Origin of the sequence: Pantanalinema rosaneae CENA516, from assembly GCF_050753385.1 — a bacterium.
GTDB lineage: Bacteria > Cyanobacteriota > Cyanobacteriia > Leptolyngbyales > Leptolyngbyaceae > Pantanalinema > Pantanalinema rosaneae.
Map to the genome: position 1 here is coordinate 118,970 of NZ_JBLZFZ010000011.1, position 18,872 is coordinate 137,841.

13 protein-coding genes are annotated in these 18,872 nt (G+C 46.9%); 3 read left to right on the forward strand and 10 right to left on the reverse strand.

The window, feature by feature from the left end:
* Positions 1-309: 309 nt before the first annotated feature.
* The 8 genes from ACN4EK_RS08815 to psaB form a co-directional block, all read right to left on the reverse strand.
* Positions 310-3,192 (reverse strand): response regulator, encoded by a 2,883-nt coding sequence (locus tag ACN4EK_RS08815; RefSeq protein WP_431657457.1) that lies wholly within the window; start codon positions 3,190-3,192, stop codon positions 310-312.
* 2 nt (positions 3,193-3,194) lie between these two features.
* A complete protein-coding gene (locus tag ACN4EK_RS08820) occupies positions 3,195-3,668 on the reverse strand; it encodes a response regulator (RefSeq protein ID WP_431657458.1) in 474 nt (157 codons plus the stop codon).
* Entirely contained in the window at positions 3,665-5,983 is a 2,319-nt protein-coding gene (locus tag ACN4EK_RS08825; RefSeq protein ID WP_431657459.1) for an ATP-binding protein, read from the reverse strand. Before ACN4EK_RS08825 ends, ACN4EK_RS08820 begins: the two co-directional genes overlap by 4 nt.
* A 291-nt stretch (positions 5,984-6,274) precedes the next feature.
* Positions 6,275-7,615 (reverse strand): glycosyltransferase, encoded by a 1,341-nt coding sequence (locus tag ACN4EK_RS08830; RefSeq protein ID WP_431657460.1) that lies wholly within the window; start codon positions 7,613-7,615, stop codon positions 6,275-6,277.
* Positions 7,616-7,633: 18 nt separating this feature from the next.
* On the reverse strand, positions 7,634-8,422 hold the full coding sequence (gene crtW / locus ACN4EK_RS08835) for a beta-carotene ketolase CrtW (RefSeq protein WP_431657461.1): 789 nt from the start codon (positions 8,420-8,422) through the stop codon (positions 7,634-7,636).
* Between the two features lie 879 nt (positions 8,423-9,301).
* Complete coding sequence (locus tag ACN4EK_RS08840) at positions 9,302-9,685, reverse strand: hypothetical protein (protein WP_431657462.1); 384 nt, start codon at positions 9,683-9,685, stop codon at positions 9,302-9,304.
* 67 nt (positions 9,686-9,752) lie between these two features.
* The gene (locus ACN4EK_RS08845) at positions 9,753-9,905 is read right to left on the reverse strand and encodes a photosystem I reaction center subunit IX (RefSeq protein ID WP_431657463.1); all 153 of its coding nucleotides are present in this window, start codon (positions 9,903-9,905) and stop codon (positions 9,753-9,755) included.
* Positions 9,906-10,960: 1,055 nt separating this feature from the next.
* Positions 10,961-13,192: a photosystem I core protein PsaB gene (gene psaB, locus ACN4EK_RS08850; RefSeq protein WP_431657465.1), complete on the reverse strand. Its 2,232-nt coding sequence runs from the start codon at positions 13,190-13,192 to the stop codon at positions 10,961-10,963.
* Positions 13,193-13,941: 749 nt separating this feature from the next.
* Here psaB and ACN4EK_RS08855 point away from each other — a divergent pair.
* Together ACN4EK_RS08855 and ACN4EK_RS08860 are read left to right on the forward strand one after the other, a co-directional pair.
* Positions 13,942-15,873, forward strand: coding sequence for an ABC-F family ATP-binding cassette domain-containing protein (locus ACN4EK_RS08855; protein ID WP_431657466.1), 1,932 nt, complete (start codon positions 13,942-13,944; stop codon positions 15,871-15,873).
* A gap of 113 nt (positions 15,874-15,986) precedes the next feature.
* Positions 15,987-16,187, forward strand: a complete 201-nt coding sequence (locus ACN4EK_RS08860; RefSeq protein WP_431657467.1) for a hypothetical protein — start codon at positions 15,987-15,989, stop codon at positions 16,185-16,187.
* Between the two features lie 10 nt (positions 16,188-16,197).
* Here the strand turns inward: ACN4EK_RS08860 and ACN4EK_RS08865 are convergent, their stop codons facing one another.
* Positions 16,198-17,022, reverse strand: a complete 825-nt coding sequence (locus ACN4EK_RS08865) for a M90 family metallopeptidase (protein WP_431657468.1) — start codon at positions 17,020-17,022, stop codon at positions 16,198-16,200.
* A 171-nt stretch (positions 17,023-17,193) separates the two neighbouring features.
* Here ACN4EK_RS08865 and ACN4EK_RS08870 point away from each other — a divergent pair, with 171 nt between their 5' ends.
* Positions 17,194-18,348, forward strand: coding sequence for an AI-2E family transporter (locus tag ACN4EK_RS08870; protein WP_431657469.1), 1,155 nt, complete (start codon positions 17,194-17,196; stop codon positions 18,346-18,348).
* Positions 18,349-18,440: 92 nt separating this feature from the next.
* On the opposite strand, the gene ACN4EK_RS08875 is transcribed toward ACN4EK_RS08870, so the two are convergent.
* Positions 18,441-18,635 (reverse strand): hypothetical protein, encoded by a 195-nt coding sequence (locus ACN4EK_RS08875; protein WP_431657470.1) that lies wholly within the window; start codon positions 18,633-18,635, stop codon positions 18,441-18,443.
* Between the last annotated feature and the right edge of the window lie 237 nt (positions 18,636-18,872).

An 18,872-nucleotide genomic window follows, 5' to 3' on the forward strand; every position in this document is an offset into this window, starting at 1 on the left:
TACAAGGGAGTATGCTGTATACACTGAATATAAAATTGCTTCCTGCCAAGACTTAGGCTGGCTTAGGGCATGAGAAGCATTGATACTCGAAAATGTCACAAGCTTAAATTTCGGTTCAGGCTAGCTCTTAAAAGTTCGTTACCTAAGAAGTAGTACAGGACTATTTTGACTATCAAATGACTATCACTAAAAGATCCTTAGTCTGAAGTGCTTACTAAAAGGAGCTTTCGGAGACCTCTATTCTTCCTTCACACGGAAGGGGTCACTGGTTCGAATCCAGTATCGCCCATATTTGTTGACCTCTTGTTCTTAATGGGAGATCTGGGGAAGTTGTTGCATAATCTTATCTAGAAGCTGCTTCAATCTGACAGGTTTAGCCAGATAATCATTAGCTCCTGCCTCCACACATCGCTCTAAATCACCAGGCATGGCTAAAGCCGTTAAGGCAATGATGGGAATGGAATTTATTTGCCGATCTGCACGAATTTGCCGGGTTGCTTCTAATCCATCCATGTCTGGCATTTGAATATCCATTAAGATTATGTCTGGCTGATATTGTTTTGCCATTTGGACGGCTTCTAGCCCATTGCGGGCAAGAATAACTTGAAAATTATGTGCCTCCAGGTAGTTCAACAGCACTGTGATATTGTCTTCATTGTCTTCTGCTAATAAAACTTTGGGGTGGTTAGCTAATTCTTCAGCCGCGATAATGAGTGCCATCTCTGGACTGGGGGGGTGAACATTGGTAAACAGCCGATTTAACGCCTGGTAGAATTTCTGCCGGGAGAGGGGCTTGAGCAGATGTTCAATAGCTCCTGTATTCAAGCTGCGAGATCGATCGTCAACCACTGAAATGACAATGATGGGAATGGCTTGAGTTTGGGAATGTGCTTTTAACTCGCTCAAGACTTCCCATCCAGAACAATCTGGGAGCAAAATATCTAGCACAATCACATCTGGTTTGACTCGTAATGCGACATCCAATGCACCTCTACCAACAGGATGCACAACACTGGTTGCTCCTATTTCTGCCAGATATTGTTTGATTTGGTTAGCCGCCGGCCCCGAGTCCTCCACTACTAAAACATGGTGAATCTCGCCTGCATTCAGTAAGGGTTCTGGCACTGTATCATCCTGGTTTGAGCCAGAGTGCCACGGCAAGATTACCGTAAAGCAACTGCCGCGTCCTAACTCACTTTCAACCCGAATGCTGCCTCCATGCAAATCAACAATGCGGCGGACGATCGACAAGCCCAGCCCTGTACCTTCGTAGCGGCGGGAGAGAGAACTTTCTACCTGGAGAAATGGTTGAAAGATTTCATGCAAGTTTTCTGAAGCAATGCCAATTCCGGTATCCGTCACCCGAAATTCAACGGCTTGCTGGAGCCGATTCATTTGCACCTCTAGCTGGACACGCCCCCTATCCGGCGTGAACTTTACCGCATTACTCAGTAAATTGACTAGCACTTGCATTAATCGACGTTCATCCGCTTCGATCTCTGAAATTGTTTCATCAATGGTGCAGGTTAATTGAATTTGTTTGTGTCTAGCCTGCTCTCTGACAAAATTGAGGCTGGATTCACAGACTGAAGCCAATGCAACCGAACTTAGATCGATCGCGACTTTACCTGACTCAATTTTAGAAAGGTCGAGAATATCGTTAATTAACGAGAGTAAATGTTCTCCACTTTGCTCGATCGTTTGTAAAAACTGACGTTGGCGATCGGTTAAGCTGCCATAGACTTCTTCCAATAAGAGTTCAGATAATCCCAGAATTGAGTTAAGGGGAGTCCGCAATTCATGACTCATATTGGCTAAAAACTCATCTTTGAGGCGGGCGGCTCTGGCTAGCTCGGCATTGGCTAAACTAATCCGCTCACTACTATGACGCAGTTGGGCTTCTGCCTCCTTTAATGGCGTAATATCTCGTCCGACCGACTGAAATTCGGTAAACTGCCCCTGTTGATCAAATAACATGCGATTGATCCACTGAGTCCAGCGTACCTCGCCGTTGACAACAACCCGGTTCTCGATCGTGACGGTCGGATTTTCGGCACTCATGGAATTGACTAACTGAGCCACCCGTTCCCGATCGGCGGCAAAGATCACCGGGTTATAACTCTGACCCAGAACCTCCTCTAATTGCAGCCCGAAGTAACGACAATATGCCCCATTGGCAAACTGAATGGTGGTATCGGGCAAGTAGCGAACAATCAAGTCGGTTTGATCTTCAACGATCGCACGATAACGGGCTTCACTTTGTTGCTCTAGTTGGTCATAGGCATTTGCCTGCTGCAAGGCAATTCCCAGGTGAATGGCAAGCTGTTGCAGTAACTCAATTTCTGTGGCTTGCCACGATCGCGGAGCCTCACAATGATGGGCAATCAGCAACCCCCACAACTGGGCATCGCGCAGAATGGGCACTACCAAATTGGCACACACCTGAAACTGCGCCAGGAACTCAGTATGACAGAGGGCAAGGCAACCATCGTGAATGTCGGCATTTGCCAGCACTCGTCCTTGCCGATAGGGTTCTATCCATTTTTCGGCAAAACAAGGATCATAGATATCGCGATCGAGGATGGGTTGCCACGCTGAACCCACGGATTCGGCAACAACCCTGCCATTACCATCTGGTTCCATGCGAAAAACAATCACACGATCGGTGTGCAGGAACTGACGCACCTCCATCACCGTGGTATGGAGAATTTCATCCAGTTCCAAAGATTGGTGAATTTGTTGGCTGATGTGGCGGGTGAGTTGTTCTCGTTCAAGCTGTTGTTGCAGTTGTCGCTGAAGTTGTACGGCTGTAATGGTTTTACTCACCGCCAGTCGTAACCGCTCAGGGGTGATTGCCTCTTTCACCAAATAGTCCTGGGCTCCCGCTCGGATGGCTTGCAGGGCGATCGCCTCATTACCCTGCCCTGTCACCATAATCACTGGTAAACACCCTGGCTGAACCAGAGATTGCAATTGAGCCAGGACATTTAAGCCATCCAGGTCAGGCAGACGGTAATCGAGCAATACAACATCGGGATGGTGCTGCTGCCATAAATCGAGTCCCTGTTGTCCCAGAGATGCCTCCAGAAAGGTGTAGGTATACTCCCGATCGCTCAATAGATAGCGTCGGTAAACTTCCCGGTCTTCGGGGGAGTCATCTACAAGCAAAACAGTACGCGAAGCTGGGTACATCACTAATCCTCCAGGCGGCTGGGCAACGTTGTCACTTCAAACCAGTAATCTACGATCATCTGAATGTCGCGTTTGAGTTGAGCAAAGTTGATTGGCTTGATGATGTAGCTGTTAACTCCATACTGATAACAGTCTTCAATGTCTTGGGGGTGATTAGATGTTGTAAAGATGACAATGGGAATTTTTTTGAGCGTCTCATCCTGCTTGATGCGGCGCAATACCTCGCGTCCGTCGGTTCCAGGCAGATTTAGATCCAGCACAATCAAACTCGGACGGGGCGATCGCTGCCGATCTGCATAGGAGCCGGTGCGGTAAAGAAACGCCAGCGCCTGATCTCCATTGACACATCGCTGAATGGGAACAGCCAGGGGCGATCGCTGCAATAACCGTTGCAGTGCCTCAAAATCTTCGTTGCTGTCTTCCACAATTAACAGGGGTGGCATTTGCAGATTAGAAATAGTTACATTGCCAGTCATGCCACTGCCTCTGCTGTTAGGGTAAAGTAGAACGTTGTCCCCTGGGTAGGAACGGATTCAACCCAAATTTTACCGCCATGCCGCTCCACAATTTTGCGGACAATCGTCAGCCCGGCCCCAGTGCCTCCACCAAATTCATCCCGTCCATGCAAGCGGCGGAAGATCTGAAAAATTTTCTCCTGATGCTCCTGGGGAATTCCAATGCCATTATCGCGAACGTAGAAGGTATGAGGAGATGAGGGGGGTGGGGAAGATAGGGAGGATGGGGACGCTACAGAACTGCTTCTGTCTCCTCCATCTCCCCTATCTTCCTCATTCTTCTCGATAAAGCCAATTTCCACCCACTTATCGGGCTTATCGTTGTACTTAATGGCATTGCTAATTAAGTTGGTAAACAGTTCGTTCACCTGGGCACGATCGCACTCGATCCGGGGGAGAGGATGGGGTATCCGAAATTCAAGTTCACTTTGAGGTCGAGCGATCGACAGGGTCGCAATCACCTGCTGCACTAACTCATCCAGATTCACCGATTGTCGCATCAGTTCAGCCCGTCCCAGGCGAGAGAAATGCAACAACGAATTGATCAAATCTTCCATGCGTTGGGTCAGGCGCACCAGGGTTTGCAGTTTGGTAATTCCATCCTCATTTAATGTTTCTGCATAATCCTCCATTAGGAAATTGGCATAGTTGTGAATTCCCCGTAGCGGTTCTTTCAGATCGTGAGACGCAATGTAGGCAAAGGCATCCAGTTCTTCATTGCTACGCTGTAATTCAACGTTCATTGATGCCAATTCCTCGGCCTGCCGCAGCACAATGCCAATGATCAAGCTACGCAGTTCGACGATCACTGCCACTTCACAGGCTTTCCAGGGCAACGCAGACCCTTGCACTGTTTCCTGCCACAATTGGAAGGATTTACGTGGCGATATCTGCAAACTACCATCATCCTGAATTTCTATAGGCTTGTTGGGATTACCACCCCAGTTGACAGTTTGAATTACCTCTGGTCGAAACCACAGCATGTAGTTGCTATGAATGCGCGAAATCTCTAGCGCTAATACTCCACTGGCGATCGCCTGAAAGGACTCCGCCGCCGGGTAGTGTTTGGGCAGCGATCGCGTTTCAAAAACACTATGCTCTAAACGGGGTTGAATCCAATTCCATAAGGCAGGGATTTCGGCTTCAGGTGGCGTTTCACCCACACAAATACAGCGATCGCCACTACACACGACTGCCCCCGTGGCATTCACCAGATCCAGTAATTGCGTGTTTAGTTGCTCCACACCCTTCAGAAAATGATCCGCCTGGGACAAGGTTTCCACAAATTGAGTTTGCAATGACTTCAATTGCTGCCTGTACTCGCTATCAGCCCCCCTTTCCTTACTGACCAGCTCTGCTGACATCACCTGTCCGATAAATTCACAGACTGTGCGGATATGGTAAGGAATATATTTGGGCGATGAATGATGACAGGCGATTAATCCCCACAACTTCTGATCGTGCAACAGGGAAACGGACATGGAAGCCGTCACCCCCATATTGTGCAGATACTCTAGATGGATGGGAGACACACTCCGTAAGGCGGCCAAACTGAGATCGAGGGATTGGTTCGTGAGGGGGTTATTCGCTGGGATTAAAGCAACGGGCTGGTAGTGAGCATCTGGAATCAGCCGCAGCCAGTTGAGGGTGTATAACTGGCGGGCTTGCCTGGGAATATCGGAGGGGGGATAGCGTAAATCCAGATAGGGTGTTTCCTGATCCGTGTCCTCCGCAATCACCATGCCCGCGCCCTCGGGGTCGAATTGGTAGACCATGACCCGATCGAAGCCCGTGATGCGGCGGATTTCCTTCACGACAACCCGACACATATCCTGTAAGGTTGGGGCTGTTTGAATCCGGGTAATGGGTTCTTTAACCTGGTGATAGAAATCAAAAAAATTTGGTTTCCCTGTGCTAGTCCTGGGTTCCAGTTCCAGCAGCACTACACCATCCCGACGATGGACAATCCCATCGAACTCAATTCTTTGCTCCGAGCAGACGATCGATAGATTTAGAGGATTGACACGCTCAAAGTCTTCGGTCAAGCATTGCTGAATCTGCTGAGTTTGTAGCTCATTCAGTAGGTCTACAAGGGGTGTCCCTAGCAGTGTCTCCGGTATGCGACCTATGACCTCCTGAGTATTGCTGCTCACCTGAATGATATTGAGATCCGGAGCTTGTAAAACCAGGAGTACCCCATGCGGCTGAATTTGCCCTGGAATATGAATTGGTTCGCGATCGCAGTTCGTTAAGTCAACACCAGTTAGATCAGTCATCTCATCAATCGTGCTCTACCGCACTCCTCAAATTTGGTCAAGCTGCTGAAAATAACGAGTAAGCACGTTAGAACCCATAAACTATAGTTAACTATTTATATCCTCAGAGTTAATTCTACCAATGTGGCGCTGAAAAGACAGCCGGATTCCGACTCATTCCGGTCTGTGAGTATTCGTGAAAACACTCAAGGCAGAAGGGTCATCATCAGCCAGTAAATGTGAGCGTGATTCACCGCCGCCGCTCTCAACTCTGCTTCCAGTTCTCCGTTACCGACAAATAGTAATGAAACATCAGATAAGTTCGCTGCTAAAAAAGCTTGTAACAGATCCAGGGGTCGGTTTTTGGCAATCAATCGATTTCAGCTTGTTGTTGGATGTACTGTTCGGTTGTATGACCTGTTCAATAATATCGGCGGCTCGTTGGACTCCTCCCGCTTCCGCGATCGCCTGTTGCATTCTTTGCGCGTTCTGGGTGTAGGACGGTTCCGTGAGTACCCGTTGAATTTGCGATCGTAGCTTAGCGACCCGTAACTTGGAAACTGGAATGACTTCTCCAGTACCAGTCTGGCGAATTCGGGCACTATTGCCGGGTTGCTCGAAGGTAATGGGAATGGCAACTAATGGCACTCCATAACTTAACGAGTCCATCACTGTATTCATGCCACCGTGGGTAATCGTTAGACTCGCTTTAGCAATCACCTCTTGTTGCGGCGCATATTCCACCACTAATGGCTGACCTGGAAGGGCTTGCACCGCATCGGGACTCATACCCCCCCCATGGGTAATCACCAGTTGCACATCCAAATCCTCGCAGGCTGCCGCGATACAACCAAACACATCCTGTTTCGTATTCTGTACACTGCCTAATGAGGCATAGATTAGCGGTTGTCCGGTTAAGCGCTCAAACGGAAACGGTACAGTCTGAAGCGATCGATTCCGTAAGGGTCCCACATAATGCAAATGGGGAGGCAGGTCAGGGCAGGGAAACTCAAAGGCGGCAGGCTGTTGGCTGATGTGAGCTAATCGCGTATTTGAGGCATAAATATGGCGATAGGGAGGTAAATGCCATTGGCGGCGATATTGATTAATCACTTGCAAAATTGGTTGGCAACTCTGATCAAGAATGGTGTAAGCCACTTGATTACACAATTTTGCCCACCAGGTATTGCGATAGAGCCAGGGGGTAAAAAAGGGGGGGATATCAGCGCGACGGTGAATTGCCTGACCGCAACTGACGCAAACAAACGGGAGATGCAAGGATTCGGCGATCGTTTCTCCTACAGGTTCTAACTGATCGACAATCAGTGCTTCAATCCCAGCTGCGGCGATCGCTTGGGGAGCATCCTGGCAAATAATTTCAGCAATTTGCCGACAAAACTCGACTGAATACTGAAGGGCGGCAATTTCACTCAGTTGAGCCAATTGTTGAAAGGTGGTGGCAAGGGTACCTGGCTGATAAAGAGACTCTCCGATCGCCCAAAACTCCAAGCCTTCTGCCCGCACCTTTAACTCCAGGTCAGAGATTTGTAGAACGGTGACACGATGACCGCGTGATTGTAACTCTCGCCCTAGAGCCGCTTGGGGATGCAGATGACCAGGGTAAGGCGGACAGATAATCCCAAAATGCGTCATGTTAGCTTTAGTCGTGAATTATGAGGTGAATCGAGATTGATAAATTGTGGGCAATTTCCACCAGGGTACATAAGGATACTCATGATGTTCTTCATGGTAGCCAAAGTGGTAGCACGTAATAAACGACCATACCAGGGGTAATGAATTGGTTCTGGCATGATGCGGATTAGTATATCCAGTTTCTGGCTCACGATGAGTCAAAAACGTGCCAAAGTAAAACAATTGGATGGAACTTAATACTAATGGCAGAATCCAAAACAATATTAAGTTGAAATCGGATGTGTGAAATGCTAACTTCACTAATGGATAAAGCACTGTAAAACCAACCCATTGCCGCCAATTCCAGTAACCCTTCATGAAGTGGAAATACCAGGCGATCGGATGAGGGTGGTTACCATCATGAAAGTCTGGATCAAGCTGACTGGCAGGATGGCGGTGATGTAACCAATGTTTTTGTAGCAGATCTTTGTAAGAGAACAGAGCATAAGCAAAGGCTGTCATGCTACCAACTAAGTGGTTAATGCGGGGGTGACGGGGCAAGACTGAGCCATGCATCGCATCATGAGCTGTAATAAACAGCCCTGTGAACAGGAACCCCTGCCAACCAATCAGGAAAGGGATTGTCCAAATCGGTAACTCAGTGATGTTACTGGTTAACAGATAGAACAGGCTAATTGCCCACAGACTGATGATTAGAAATGCAATTAATAATCCCGAAATTCCTGAAACAGTGACATTGAGGTTTTTCTCAATGACGACAAATTTCAGAAGGCTAGAATCGAGGAGCGTATGATTAGAACTAGGCAACTCTGAACTCCCTTTTCGACTGAAAGACGGTTCAACCGCTATTTGACAGTAATTTCCTGAATACTCAGGTTTGATGAAACTTCTAAATGCCATAAATGCAAGCAGATTGGTTCCAAACTATAATCACTAATTGATCGCTTTATCTAGGAAATAGGAAAACAGAATGAATGCATTGCCTACAGCGCTTTAACAGTTTATATGCTTACCTATCCTAGCGATCGTGATTGCTGTTGTACTCTATCCAGGGTTTCAGTAGCCCTCGTGCGGTAAGGAGATGTTTGAAGCGATTGCCTGGTACAAGCGATGGATTCTCCTAAACACCCCGCTCTCAAGCAGGAGGAAGGATCTCCGAATATCCCGGAAAACCAACTAAACTGGGTGAATTTCCGCTTCATTACTAGCGACCATGTACGATCTACAACACTAATTGTTCATCATTCTCTCAGTCTCCTACTAGATTTAAGCTCTGCCATTACAGCGCACAATAGATTCAAGCGATATGAGAAGTCCTATGAGAAGTCCTATCCCTTGAATGGTTTTCGGTTGGATACAGCAGGAAACTCTTCAGTTCCCACCCCTCATCAAGAGGGGTTTTTTTCTATCAAAACCTCGGACGATCGCGATTAGTGGTTAGGTAAAAGCAACAATGTAACAGCAAAAGCGCTGCTAGAGTTTTGTTTGATAATTCAGCCGATTACGGCTAGATATGAACTTGCCAATAGACGGCTAATCAGCAGAACGTGAAAAAAATCTGCACTGAGTCAGTTCAATGCAGATCTAACGAGTTAATCCACTGCGAGAATTGATTTAATTAATGATCTCGTGAATCAGTGTTGCTAAGGCTAATTTAACCTGCTGCCTGGTGTCGAATTCTCTTAGTTAGTTAGTTAGTTCTTCACCAATCCGGGCTGCACCCTCTTGAATCTGACGACCAGTTTCCTTCGCGCCCTCAACGTAGCCAGAACCAAATTGCTTAAATGCTTCGGCGGAATCTCTGACGGTATTGTTGACCCGTTCGCTCAACGGCTTATCACCATATACTTCGTCATTCCATTCACCCGTTGTTTTGGGGCGGTTAGCAGTATCGGTTTGGTGTACTCGTTCCCGCACTTTGGCACCTAACGCGGGATTATCTCGCTCAGGCCCAATGTTAGTGGTAAGGAGTAATGCACCGACTAAAACGGCGGCAAACAACTGCTTGACTTGGACGCTATTGAGAAAAGCACTAACGCGATCGAATGCTTGAGCAATCAAATTTTTCATGAAGATCCTCCGTCTATTCACTTTCACGACTAACGTTTAATTTTGGGTACAACCCGATTTGAAATTTCTATGGCATCGGGTGGAATAGTAAATCTGGGAAGTTGTAGTTAAATACAGCCCAGGTCGAAAACGCGATCGAAACGGCTAAAATTGCGAGTACAGGTGCAAGCGACAAATAGCGCTGCAAATAATGAGGTTGGTTCTTGGCTTTCTGAACCATGAGTGACTCTCCCAAAAAATAGACTAATGCCCTGGTGCGATCGAGAATTACTAAACTTGCTCACTTCTCCTATCGTTGTGACAGAGAATAGCCGCTTAAAATTCACTGTCACTACTCAGTTATGCCATCCGTATGCTAGTGATTAATTCAGTGATTTAACGTCTAACTCAGGGTAGGGTTCTAGGATGAAGCCTAGTAGAGTCAAGCTTGTTGACGATCGTGTTTAATACTACTTAGCTAAACTTGCAGCAACCATCAATATCCTCTGAGTTTCGCATAATCCTGACAATCTACGGCTGACTCAGTTAAGGCTCTATGAGGGTGTACTGTACATTTCAGCACATAATTTTCTGTGAAATATTGACAATTTGCACAGGGAATTTGATGCAGTCGTTTGACTGTTGTCACTCCTCTATAGAACAATCTCCATAGTGTAATCCCGCAAAACGCTGTTAGCCCCCACGCCAATATCGAAAATATCCAACTCATTGCTGTTTCTCTCTGAAAAAATGCAAAATTTAGCCAACACTTAACTCACTCTTTAACGAATTAGGCTAAACAGGCAGTTTCTTAACCCCTGCTGAGACAGATAAGTTTGTAACTCCTGGCTGTAATGAAATCATCCCCGATCGCTAGGGATGAATTACCCCATAGTAGATAGCCGCAATAAACAAAAGGCTAATGCCCAATAGGATGAAAATAATTTGGAGTCCCAGGGTATAAAGATTAATTGATCGAGTCAATGTATTCTCCTGCTGATCTCGCATCGCTAAAGTTTTAAGAGAGTTTTGAATTCAAATAGTGACCCAAACAAAAGACGATCGGCGTGAGGTTATTTTTATTGACCTATTACCGATCGTCTGTTGAATCAATTCACCTTAAGAGGATGTTTGAAAAGTCAAAATGGTTACTTGAACTGCCCCCCTAGCCCCCCAATTCTGGGGGGAACTGGATTCAAAGTCCCCCAAAATTGGGGGCTTAAAGCCCTACGGGCATATCAGAAAAGGGGGCAAGTGGTGCAATCACTTTGATACTTTAAAACATCCTCTAATCGGCTAAGGAAATTTAGCGGCGGTTGCGGCAATCAAGAAGGCGGCATAGGTGAGGATATAACCCACCGTGAAGTGAACTAGTCCCGTTAACCAACCCTGTACGATCGACAGTGCCGTTGGCTTATCCTTCCAGCGCACTAGATTCGCTAGAGGAGTCCGTTCATGTGCCCAGACGAGAGTTTCGATTAACTCCTGCCAGTAACCACGCCAGCTAATCAGGAACATGAATCCGGTTGCCCAGACCAAGTGCCCGAATAGGAACATCCACGCCCAAACAGATAGATTACTTGTGCCATAGGGGTTATAGCCGTTAATGAGCGGCCCCGAGTAGAGCCAAAGGTAATCTCGTAGCCAACCCATCAGATAGGTGGAGCTTTCGTTAAATTGCGCTACATTACCTGCCCAGATGCCGAGGTGTTTCCAGTGGAAGTAGAATGTCACCCACCCTAAGGTATTCAGCATCCAGAAGACTGCCAGGAAGAATGACTGCTCCCAGGCAGAGGTTTGGCAAGTACCACCGCGACCGGGGCCATCGCAGGGGAAGGTGAACCCAAAGTCTTTCTTATCCGGCATCAGCTTCGATCCCCGAGCATCCAACGCACCTTTGACACAAATTAAGGTCGTGGTGTGCAGTCCTAACGCGATCGCGTGGTGAACGAGGAAATCACCCGGACCGATCGTTAAGAATAACGAATTGGTGCCGTTATTGATTGCCTCCATCCAGCCTGGTAGCCAGACATTGCCGTAGTTTGGCCATGCAGTAGTGGCTAAACTATCGGGGTTCGATAACAGCGTATTCATGCCATATAGCAATTTCCCGTGAGACGACTGAATGAATTGGGCAAATACAGGTTCAATCAGAATTTGCTTCTCGGGAGTACCAAAAGCAACTACAACATCATTGTGAACGTACAAACCGAGGGTATGGAATCCCAAAAATAGCGACACCCAACTCAGGTGAGAGATGATCGCTTCCTTGTGGTTAAGCACCCGGTCTAGCACATTGCCCCGATTTTGATCCGGGTCGTAATCCCGAATCCAGAAGATCGCCCCGTGGGCAAATGCTCCTACCAACAGGAAACCCGCAATGTACTGATGGTGGGTATACAGGGCGGCTTGCGTCGTGTAATCCCTTGCCATGAAAGCATAGGGGGGCATGGAGTACATGTGTTGCGCCACCAGGGACGTAACAGTCCCCAGAGCGGCCAGGTGAATCCCTAACTGGAAGTGTAGGGAGTTGTTATAGGTTTCATACAACCCATGGTGGGGCAGATTAAACTGACCTTCACTGCGGGGAGACAGAAGACCGGCTTTGCTGTCCAGCATTTCTTTGATGCTGTGACCAATCCCGAAGTTAGTGCGGTACATGTGCCCCGCCACAATGAACAACACCGCGATCGCCAGGTGGTGATGTGCCATGTCGGTCAACCAGAGGGAGCCAGTATCCGGATGGAATCCGCCTAAGAAGGTGAGAATGGCGCTCCCCGATCCATTGGCTGTGCCAAATACATGCTGTGCCGTATCGGGATTTTGGGCGTAAACGCCCCATCTGCCTGTGAAGAATGGCGCTAACCCTGCCGGGTGGGGCATCACCGACAGAAAGTTATTCCAACCCACATGCTGACCCCGGGACTCTGGAATGGCGACATGCACCAAATGACCTGTCCATGCCAGGGCGCTAACGCCGAATAAGCCTGCCAGGTGATGATTCAAGCGCGATTCGGCATTCTTGAACCAGGACAGACTCGGACGGAATTTGGGTTGCAAGTGTAACCAGCCTGCGAACAGAAACACGGCGGACAAAATCAGAAGGAAAATGGAGCCTTGATACAGGTCGCCATTGGTTCGCATCCCGATCGTGTACCACCAGTAGTACACCCCGGAATAGGCAACATTCACCGGATACGCGGCTCCACCCTGGGTGAAAGCATCGATCGCGGGTTGACCAAACTGGGGATCAAAAATGGCATGGGCGATGGGATGAACATTGAGTGGATCGGTTCTCCAGAGTTCAAAATTGCCTTGCCAAGCAACGTGAAATAGGAGTCCAGAAGTCCACAAGAAAATAATCGCCAAATGCCCAAAATGAGAGGCGAAAATCTTCTGATAGAGATTTTCTTCTGTCATACCATCATGACTTTCAAAGTCATGGGCAGTAGCCAACCCATACCAGATCCGACGGGTAGTTGGATCTTGAGCTAGGGCTTGGCTAAATTTTGGAAATTTAGTTGCCATATCGGTTGCTTACCTTACTCGTGAGCGAATCCGAATCATGCTTGGAACTGCACTATCTCTAGAGAATAAATCAAGATTGAGTTTGCTCTAGGGATAGGGAATGGAGGCAATCAACAAGTTCAATTGCGGAGTAAATTGTGATTTAAGTTACTTAATAAGACCAGCGTTAATCTCGCTGTGGCAGCAAATTGAACTGTTTAGCGCTCCACAAATGATGTGCCAATTAGCTGATTACTTTATCGGGTTTTGAGGGCAACGCCTGACTGACTGGAGAAAGAGAGTTGCATTAAATCAGCCTGTATTCAACTGTACATTACCATGCAAAAAGTGTAATTATCGATAAAATGTTAGTGATAGGCTTCCTGTTGTCTAAGGAAAATTTAGAGCAATAAACACTTGATTATAGAATAAGTTTTTACACCTACAGTCATTGAAACGTAAGGGTTATGCGTGATTAGAACAAAAAAATCCCTGATAATTTTTTCCTTTATAAATAACTATGAATTACTGATCAATCTCTGGCAACTAGGAGTTTAAACAGCAAAAAGCCCCCACCTTCTAAGCACAGAAGATAAGAGCTAAAGACGATCTAAATCTCCCACTTTGAAGGTAGTTGCTACTACTAAGGTATGAAGTCTTTCGCAGGAAAGGAGATTTTGTAAATAAAAAATGTAGCGATCGCACTGAGTCAAGCTAAATTTCCTTCACTTGCAGCGTTAGACTAGATACTTGGTGAACTCCAGGAACGAATGACTATTTTCACGCTGCGATCGGTAAAAAAAGACTTTGGCATCAAGGAAATTCTGCGGGATGCCAGCTTTAGCCTGGATGAAGGTGACAAGGTGGGACTGATCGGCACTAACGGGTCTGGTAAATCCACCTTGCTGAAAATGATTGCTGGACTGGAATCGATCGACAGTGGCGAACTCTGGGTCAACTCCGGTAGCAAAATTATTTACTTGCCCCAACAGCCGGATTTAGACGAAAACCGGACGGTTCTGGAACAAGTGTTTGCTGATAGTGGCGACCAAATGGCATTGATTCGGGAATATGAAGAACTCTCGGATCAATTGGCGCATCATGCCAGCGATACCGAGATGTTAATGGCAAAGTTGTCGAGCGTTGCCCAACGGATTGATACGGCGGGGGCCTGGGATCTGGAAACCAACGCCAAAGTGATTTTGAGTAAGTTAGGCATTCAGGATTTTCATGCCCGCATTGGGGGCTTATCTGGGGGATATCGCAAACGGATTGCGATCGCCACGGCGCTGTTATCCGATCCGGATGTGTTACTGATGGATGAACCGACGAACCATCTTGATGCCTTATCCGTAGAGTGGTTACAGAGTTACTTAAATCGCTTCCGGGGAGCGTTGTTATTAATTACCCACGATCGCTACTTTCTCGATCGCGTCACCAATCGGATTCTAGAGATCGATCGGGCAGATCTATATGCCTATTCTGGCAACTATGCGTATTACCTGGAGAAAAAAGCGGCAGAGGAAGAGTCAGCCGCCAGTAGCCAGCGCAAACATGCCGGAGTCCTGCGGCGAGAATTGGAATGGTTGAAGCGGGGGCCGAAAGCCCGGAGTACGAAGCAAAAAGCTCGTATCGATCGGATTCGAGATATGCAAGCCAAAGAGTTTAAGCAGACTCAAGGTAAGGTCGATATTTCTACCGTCGGGCGGCGGATTGGTAAGAAAGTGATTGAGATCACCAATCTGAGTAAAGCCTTCGACGATCGAGTGTTGATCAAGGACTTTACCTATAACTTTAATCCCGAAGATCGAATCGGTATTATTGGGAGTAATGGCGCGGGTAAATCGACCTTAATGGATATGATTACTGGGCGGGTAGAACCGGATTCCGGCGAGATCGAGCTTGGTTCAACCATTCAGATTGGCTATTTTGATCAGCACTCTGAGGATGTCAATCTCAATGAAAATCAGCGCGTGATTGATTATCTCAAAAATATTGCTGAATTAGTTAAAACATCAGATGGTAGCGTGATTACGGCTTCGCAGATGTTGGAGCGCTTTTTGTTTCCCCCGAACCAACAATATGCCCCGATTCACATGCTGTCGGGTGGCGAAAAGCGTCGCTTATTTCTCCTAAAGGTACTCATGAGTGCCCCGAATGTGTTGATTCTAGATGAACCAACCAATGATTTAGACGTGCAGACTCTAGCAGTTTTAGAAGAATATCTGGAAGATTTTAATGGCTGTGTGATTGTGGTATCCCACGATCGCTATTTCCTCGATCGCACAGTAGATATGATTTTTGCCTTTGAATCCGGTGGGGAATTGCGCCAATATCCTGGTAATTATTCGGTGTATTTAGACTATAAAAAAGCGGAGGAAGAAGCGGAAGCCAAGTCAGAGTCAATTAATAAGCCTCAAGCTCAGTCTAGGGAGAAGCCATCCCCAGAAACTCCATCCACCCCAGATCAATCGGCTAAATCTCGCAAGCTATCGTTCAAAGAAAAACGAGAATACGAAACGTTAGAGGTGGAAATTCCGCAGCTAGAAGCAGAGAAACAAGAACTAGAACAGTTACTTTACACCAACCCACCGAGCGATTTTGCCCAACTGCAACAACTAACGGAACGCTTAGCAGAGTTGAGTCAGACGATCGATACAGCGACTGAGCGTTGGTTAGAACTGGCTGAACGTGCCAATTAGTCAAGTTCATAATATTTTTTTATTGTCTGCATTGCAAACCTCAATGGCAGAAATCTTTATTTTTTCATTACCATTCACTATGCTTCTAGCATGATGTTATTGAGTTGTCACTGATGAGCTATAGCGTTCAACTAAACCGCCCCAACATTGAGGAGCAATCCCAGGTAATTAGTCAGGAACTAACGGATTCTCCTTCTGCGGTGCAACTATTTAGTTATGCGGTGTGCTGTGTAGCTCAGGGAATGGCGTTGCTGATGTACTTTGGCTTAGTAGTGTTTGTCCCGATCGCAATTAGTCAAGGATTGTTCTCTTAGTGATTAATGATCACCACCATTGTTCTGGACTTAGTTGGTAATAGCGTTGGAATAGTTGATAGAGCTGTGGATGCTGGCGCTGTAGAAGCCGAGGCTGACAAAAGAAAGTTTCTGTTACTACTGCAAAGAACTCAGCCGGGTTTGTCGTACCATAGCGATCGATGACCGTCCTCAAACCTCGCTTGACCTCCTGGCAAAGTCGTTGATACTCAGAGGTCATAATGCTTGCCCACTGCTGATAATCTACGCGGTCAGATAAGGTGGGTACGCCGTCGGCATTGCCATCTGCCTGGTCGAGTTGGTGAGCAAACTCATGCAGGATAACATTCTGTCCCTGTTGCCAGTTGGCTATATCCTGTTGAACCTGTCGCCAGGATAGGATAAGTAGATCCCTTGACCAGGATTCTCCTAACCGAGCCACCTGCTGTTCTTCCACAATATAGTGATCCGTAATATTAACTTGATTGGCTAGATAAGCATCGGGATAAACCAAAATCGATCGCAATCGGGGAAAATAATCACCTTGCTCATTCAGTAATAGCAAACAGGCAACCCCAGCAATAATTAACCTGATCTCCTCGGTAATCTGCAACCCCTGACAACCAATAAACTGTTTCTCTGCCAGAAAAATTTGAATATGTCCCTGGAGCCGCCTCTGTTCGTTAGGAGTCAATCGATCGTAAAACGGTAAATGCTGTTGCAGAATAGCTGTCCAGGACGGTGGGAATGGTCGTTGCTTCCAGCGATCGCGCCGCAATTGCTTGGCGATCGGTAGGAGAAAAATTCCGCCAATGATCAGTCCTATGACTAATAGCACCAAAATGGTTGGAATCATGGCAGAGTCAGGCAGGATGAGTTGTTTCGATCATAGGGAATCTGAATAGACTGATTCCAGATCTATTTCATCGTAGCTCTTTTACCTGACCACAAAGAGACCAGCAGATTGCTAACCTAGAAATAGGCTCTGGCGATAAGATTTAGTCAGGCTGTCAAGGTTAGGAGCGTCATGGATCGTTTGTTTACTCCCCTCCAACAAGGCTTAATTACGTGGGCACTGATTCTGATCACCGGCTGGATGAGTTTAAATGCGCTCAGCTATTTCAGTGAACTGATCAGTATTTTAGTCACGGCGGGATTAATTGCCTTTGTCCTGAATTATCCAGTTGCCAAGTTGCAACCGCTCCTGCCCCGTGGGGTTGCTGCCGGTCTGGTCTATCTGTTGGCTGGAATGGCTGTGGGATTGTTGGGAGTCACGATCGCGCCCCCGGTGATTAGTCAGGCACAACAACTGATTACGAACCTGCCAGATTTGTTAGCATCTGGACAACAGCAATTGGTGGCATTCCAACAATGGAGTCAGACCCACCAAATCCGGTTTGCCATTCCATTGTTACAAGAGCAAATTCTGGCTCAATTACAACAACGGGCTGAAACGATCGCCAAAGGTGGTGTTGGGCTGCTACTCGGAACATTTAATTGGGTATTAGATTTAATTTTGATTTTGGTGATTTCCTTTTATATGCTGCTGGATGGTGAGCGGCTGTGGAATGGTGTTACTAGCTTTTTCTCACCGCCGATTCGCGACTTTTTAACTGATTCCTTCCGCCGCAATTTGCAACGATTTTTCTCGGGGCAATTGCTGCTAGGATTGTTTATGGCGGTGACTCTATCCCTCGCCTTCTTCTGGTTACATGTACCGTTCTTTCTGGTATTCGCCATTTTCATTGGGATCATGGAAGTTATCCCCTTCATTGGCGCTACATTAGGGATTGCCACTGTAGGAATTGTGGTGGCGTTTATTAACTGGTGGTTAGCCGTAGAGGTAGTTGGCATCGCGATCGCCCTTCAGCAGGTAAAAGATAATCTCCTTGCTCCGCGAATTTTGGGAAATTTAACCGGGTTAAGTCCAGCTACGGTTTTGGCGGCTCTATTGCTGGGGGGCAAAGTTGCGGGTCTATTGGGAGTCATTCTGGCGATTCCACTGGCGGGGATGGTTAAAACGATCGTTGTATTGCTCCTTGACCCCACGCTTCCCCCCCAAACCGGCTCATTCTTCGTGAATCCGTTGGATGTGAGTGAACCTGATCCCCCACTAGAATGTGTAATTGATCCCGAGGTGAATGATGCGGTTGTGCCTGAAGCTGAACAGATCACGATCTAATGACAGGCATTAGCACCTATGGTATGGCAAACATCGGTCTACCGGACTCCATACATTGGTCAATAAACCCGTAGTCCTCAAGCACCTATTCATTACTGTTCTTGCAACAACGCATTGAGTAACGATCGTGCCGCCGTTAAGGATAAGTGTCTGGGTTTACCCTGCCAAACAATTTGATATTGATCGGCATATTCGCTATCCCCGTAGCCAGAAATTAAATGACGCTGATAAGCATCCTCAGCGATTTTATGGACTTCGTCCCTGAGTTCTGGATGTTGTTGGTTCATAAGAGATGGATTCCATGCGATCGATGGATAAATTGGATTTATTTTGTTTCATTTTTAACAAAATCAGTTATAAAACTCACCTCTCGTAAGTTCTATAGCCAAAGTCAGAAAACTCTCACTAACTTTAGAGCGGAACTGACTGAACAATACCCTGAGATAGAGGCGTACTAAACATCCAGAATACTAAGGTCAAAATTGGGATTAAACGGTTATTGATCTTGACGTAAAAAGTGGTGC

Excerpts from the sequence above, each read along its gene's own strand:
- ACN4EK_RS08845 (WP_431657463.1), bottom strand. The coding sequence starts at position 9,905 with ATGGTTCAGAAAGCCAAGAACCAACCTCATTATTTGCAGCGCTATTTG.
- ACN4EK_RS08820 (WP_431657458.1), bottom strand. The coding sequence starts at position 3,668 with ATGACTGGCAATGTAACTATTTCTAATCTGCAAATGCCACCCCTGTTA.
- ACN4EK_RS08860 (WP_431657467.1), top strand. The coding sequence starts at position 15,987 with ATGAGCTATAGCGTTCAACTAAACCGCCCCAACATTGAGGAGCAATCC.
- ACN4EK_RS08815 (WP_431657457.1), bottom strand. The coding sequence starts at position 3,192 with ATGTACCCAGCTTCGCGTACTGTTTTGCTTGTAGATGACTCCCCCGAA.
- ACN4EK_RS08855 (WP_431657466.1), top strand. The coding sequence starts at position 13,942 with ATGACTATTTTCACGCTGCGATCGGTAAAAAAAGACTTTGGCATCAAG.
- psaB (WP_431657465.1), bottom strand. The coding sequence starts at position 13,192 with ATGGCAACTAAATTTCCAAAATTTAGCCAAGCCCTAGCTCAAGATCCA.
- ACN4EK_RS08875 (WP_431657470.1), bottom strand. The coding sequence starts at position 18,635 with ATGAACCAACAACATCCAGAACTCAGGGACGAAGTCCATAAAATCGCT.
- ACN4EK_RS08870 (WP_431657469.1), top strand. The coding sequence starts at position 17,194 with ATGGATCGTTTGTTTACTCCCCTCCAACAAGGCTTAATTACGTGGGCA.
- ACN4EK_RS08825 (WP_431657459.1), bottom strand. The coding sequence starts at position 5,983 with ATGACTGATCTAACTGGTGTTGACTTAACGAACTGCGATCGCGAACCA.
- ACN4EK_RS08840 (WP_431657462.1), bottom strand. The coding sequence starts at position 9,685 with ATGAAAAATTTGATTGCTCAAGCATTCGATCGCGTTAGTGCTTTTCTC.
- ACN4EK_RS08865 (WP_431657468.1), bottom strand. The coding sequence starts at position 17,022 with ATGATTCCAACCATTTTGGTGCTATTAGTCATAGGACTGATCATTGGC.
- ACN4EK_RS08830 (WP_431657460.1), bottom strand. The coding sequence starts at position 7,615 with ATGACGCATTTTGGGATTATCTGTCCGCCTTACCCTGGTCATCTGCAT.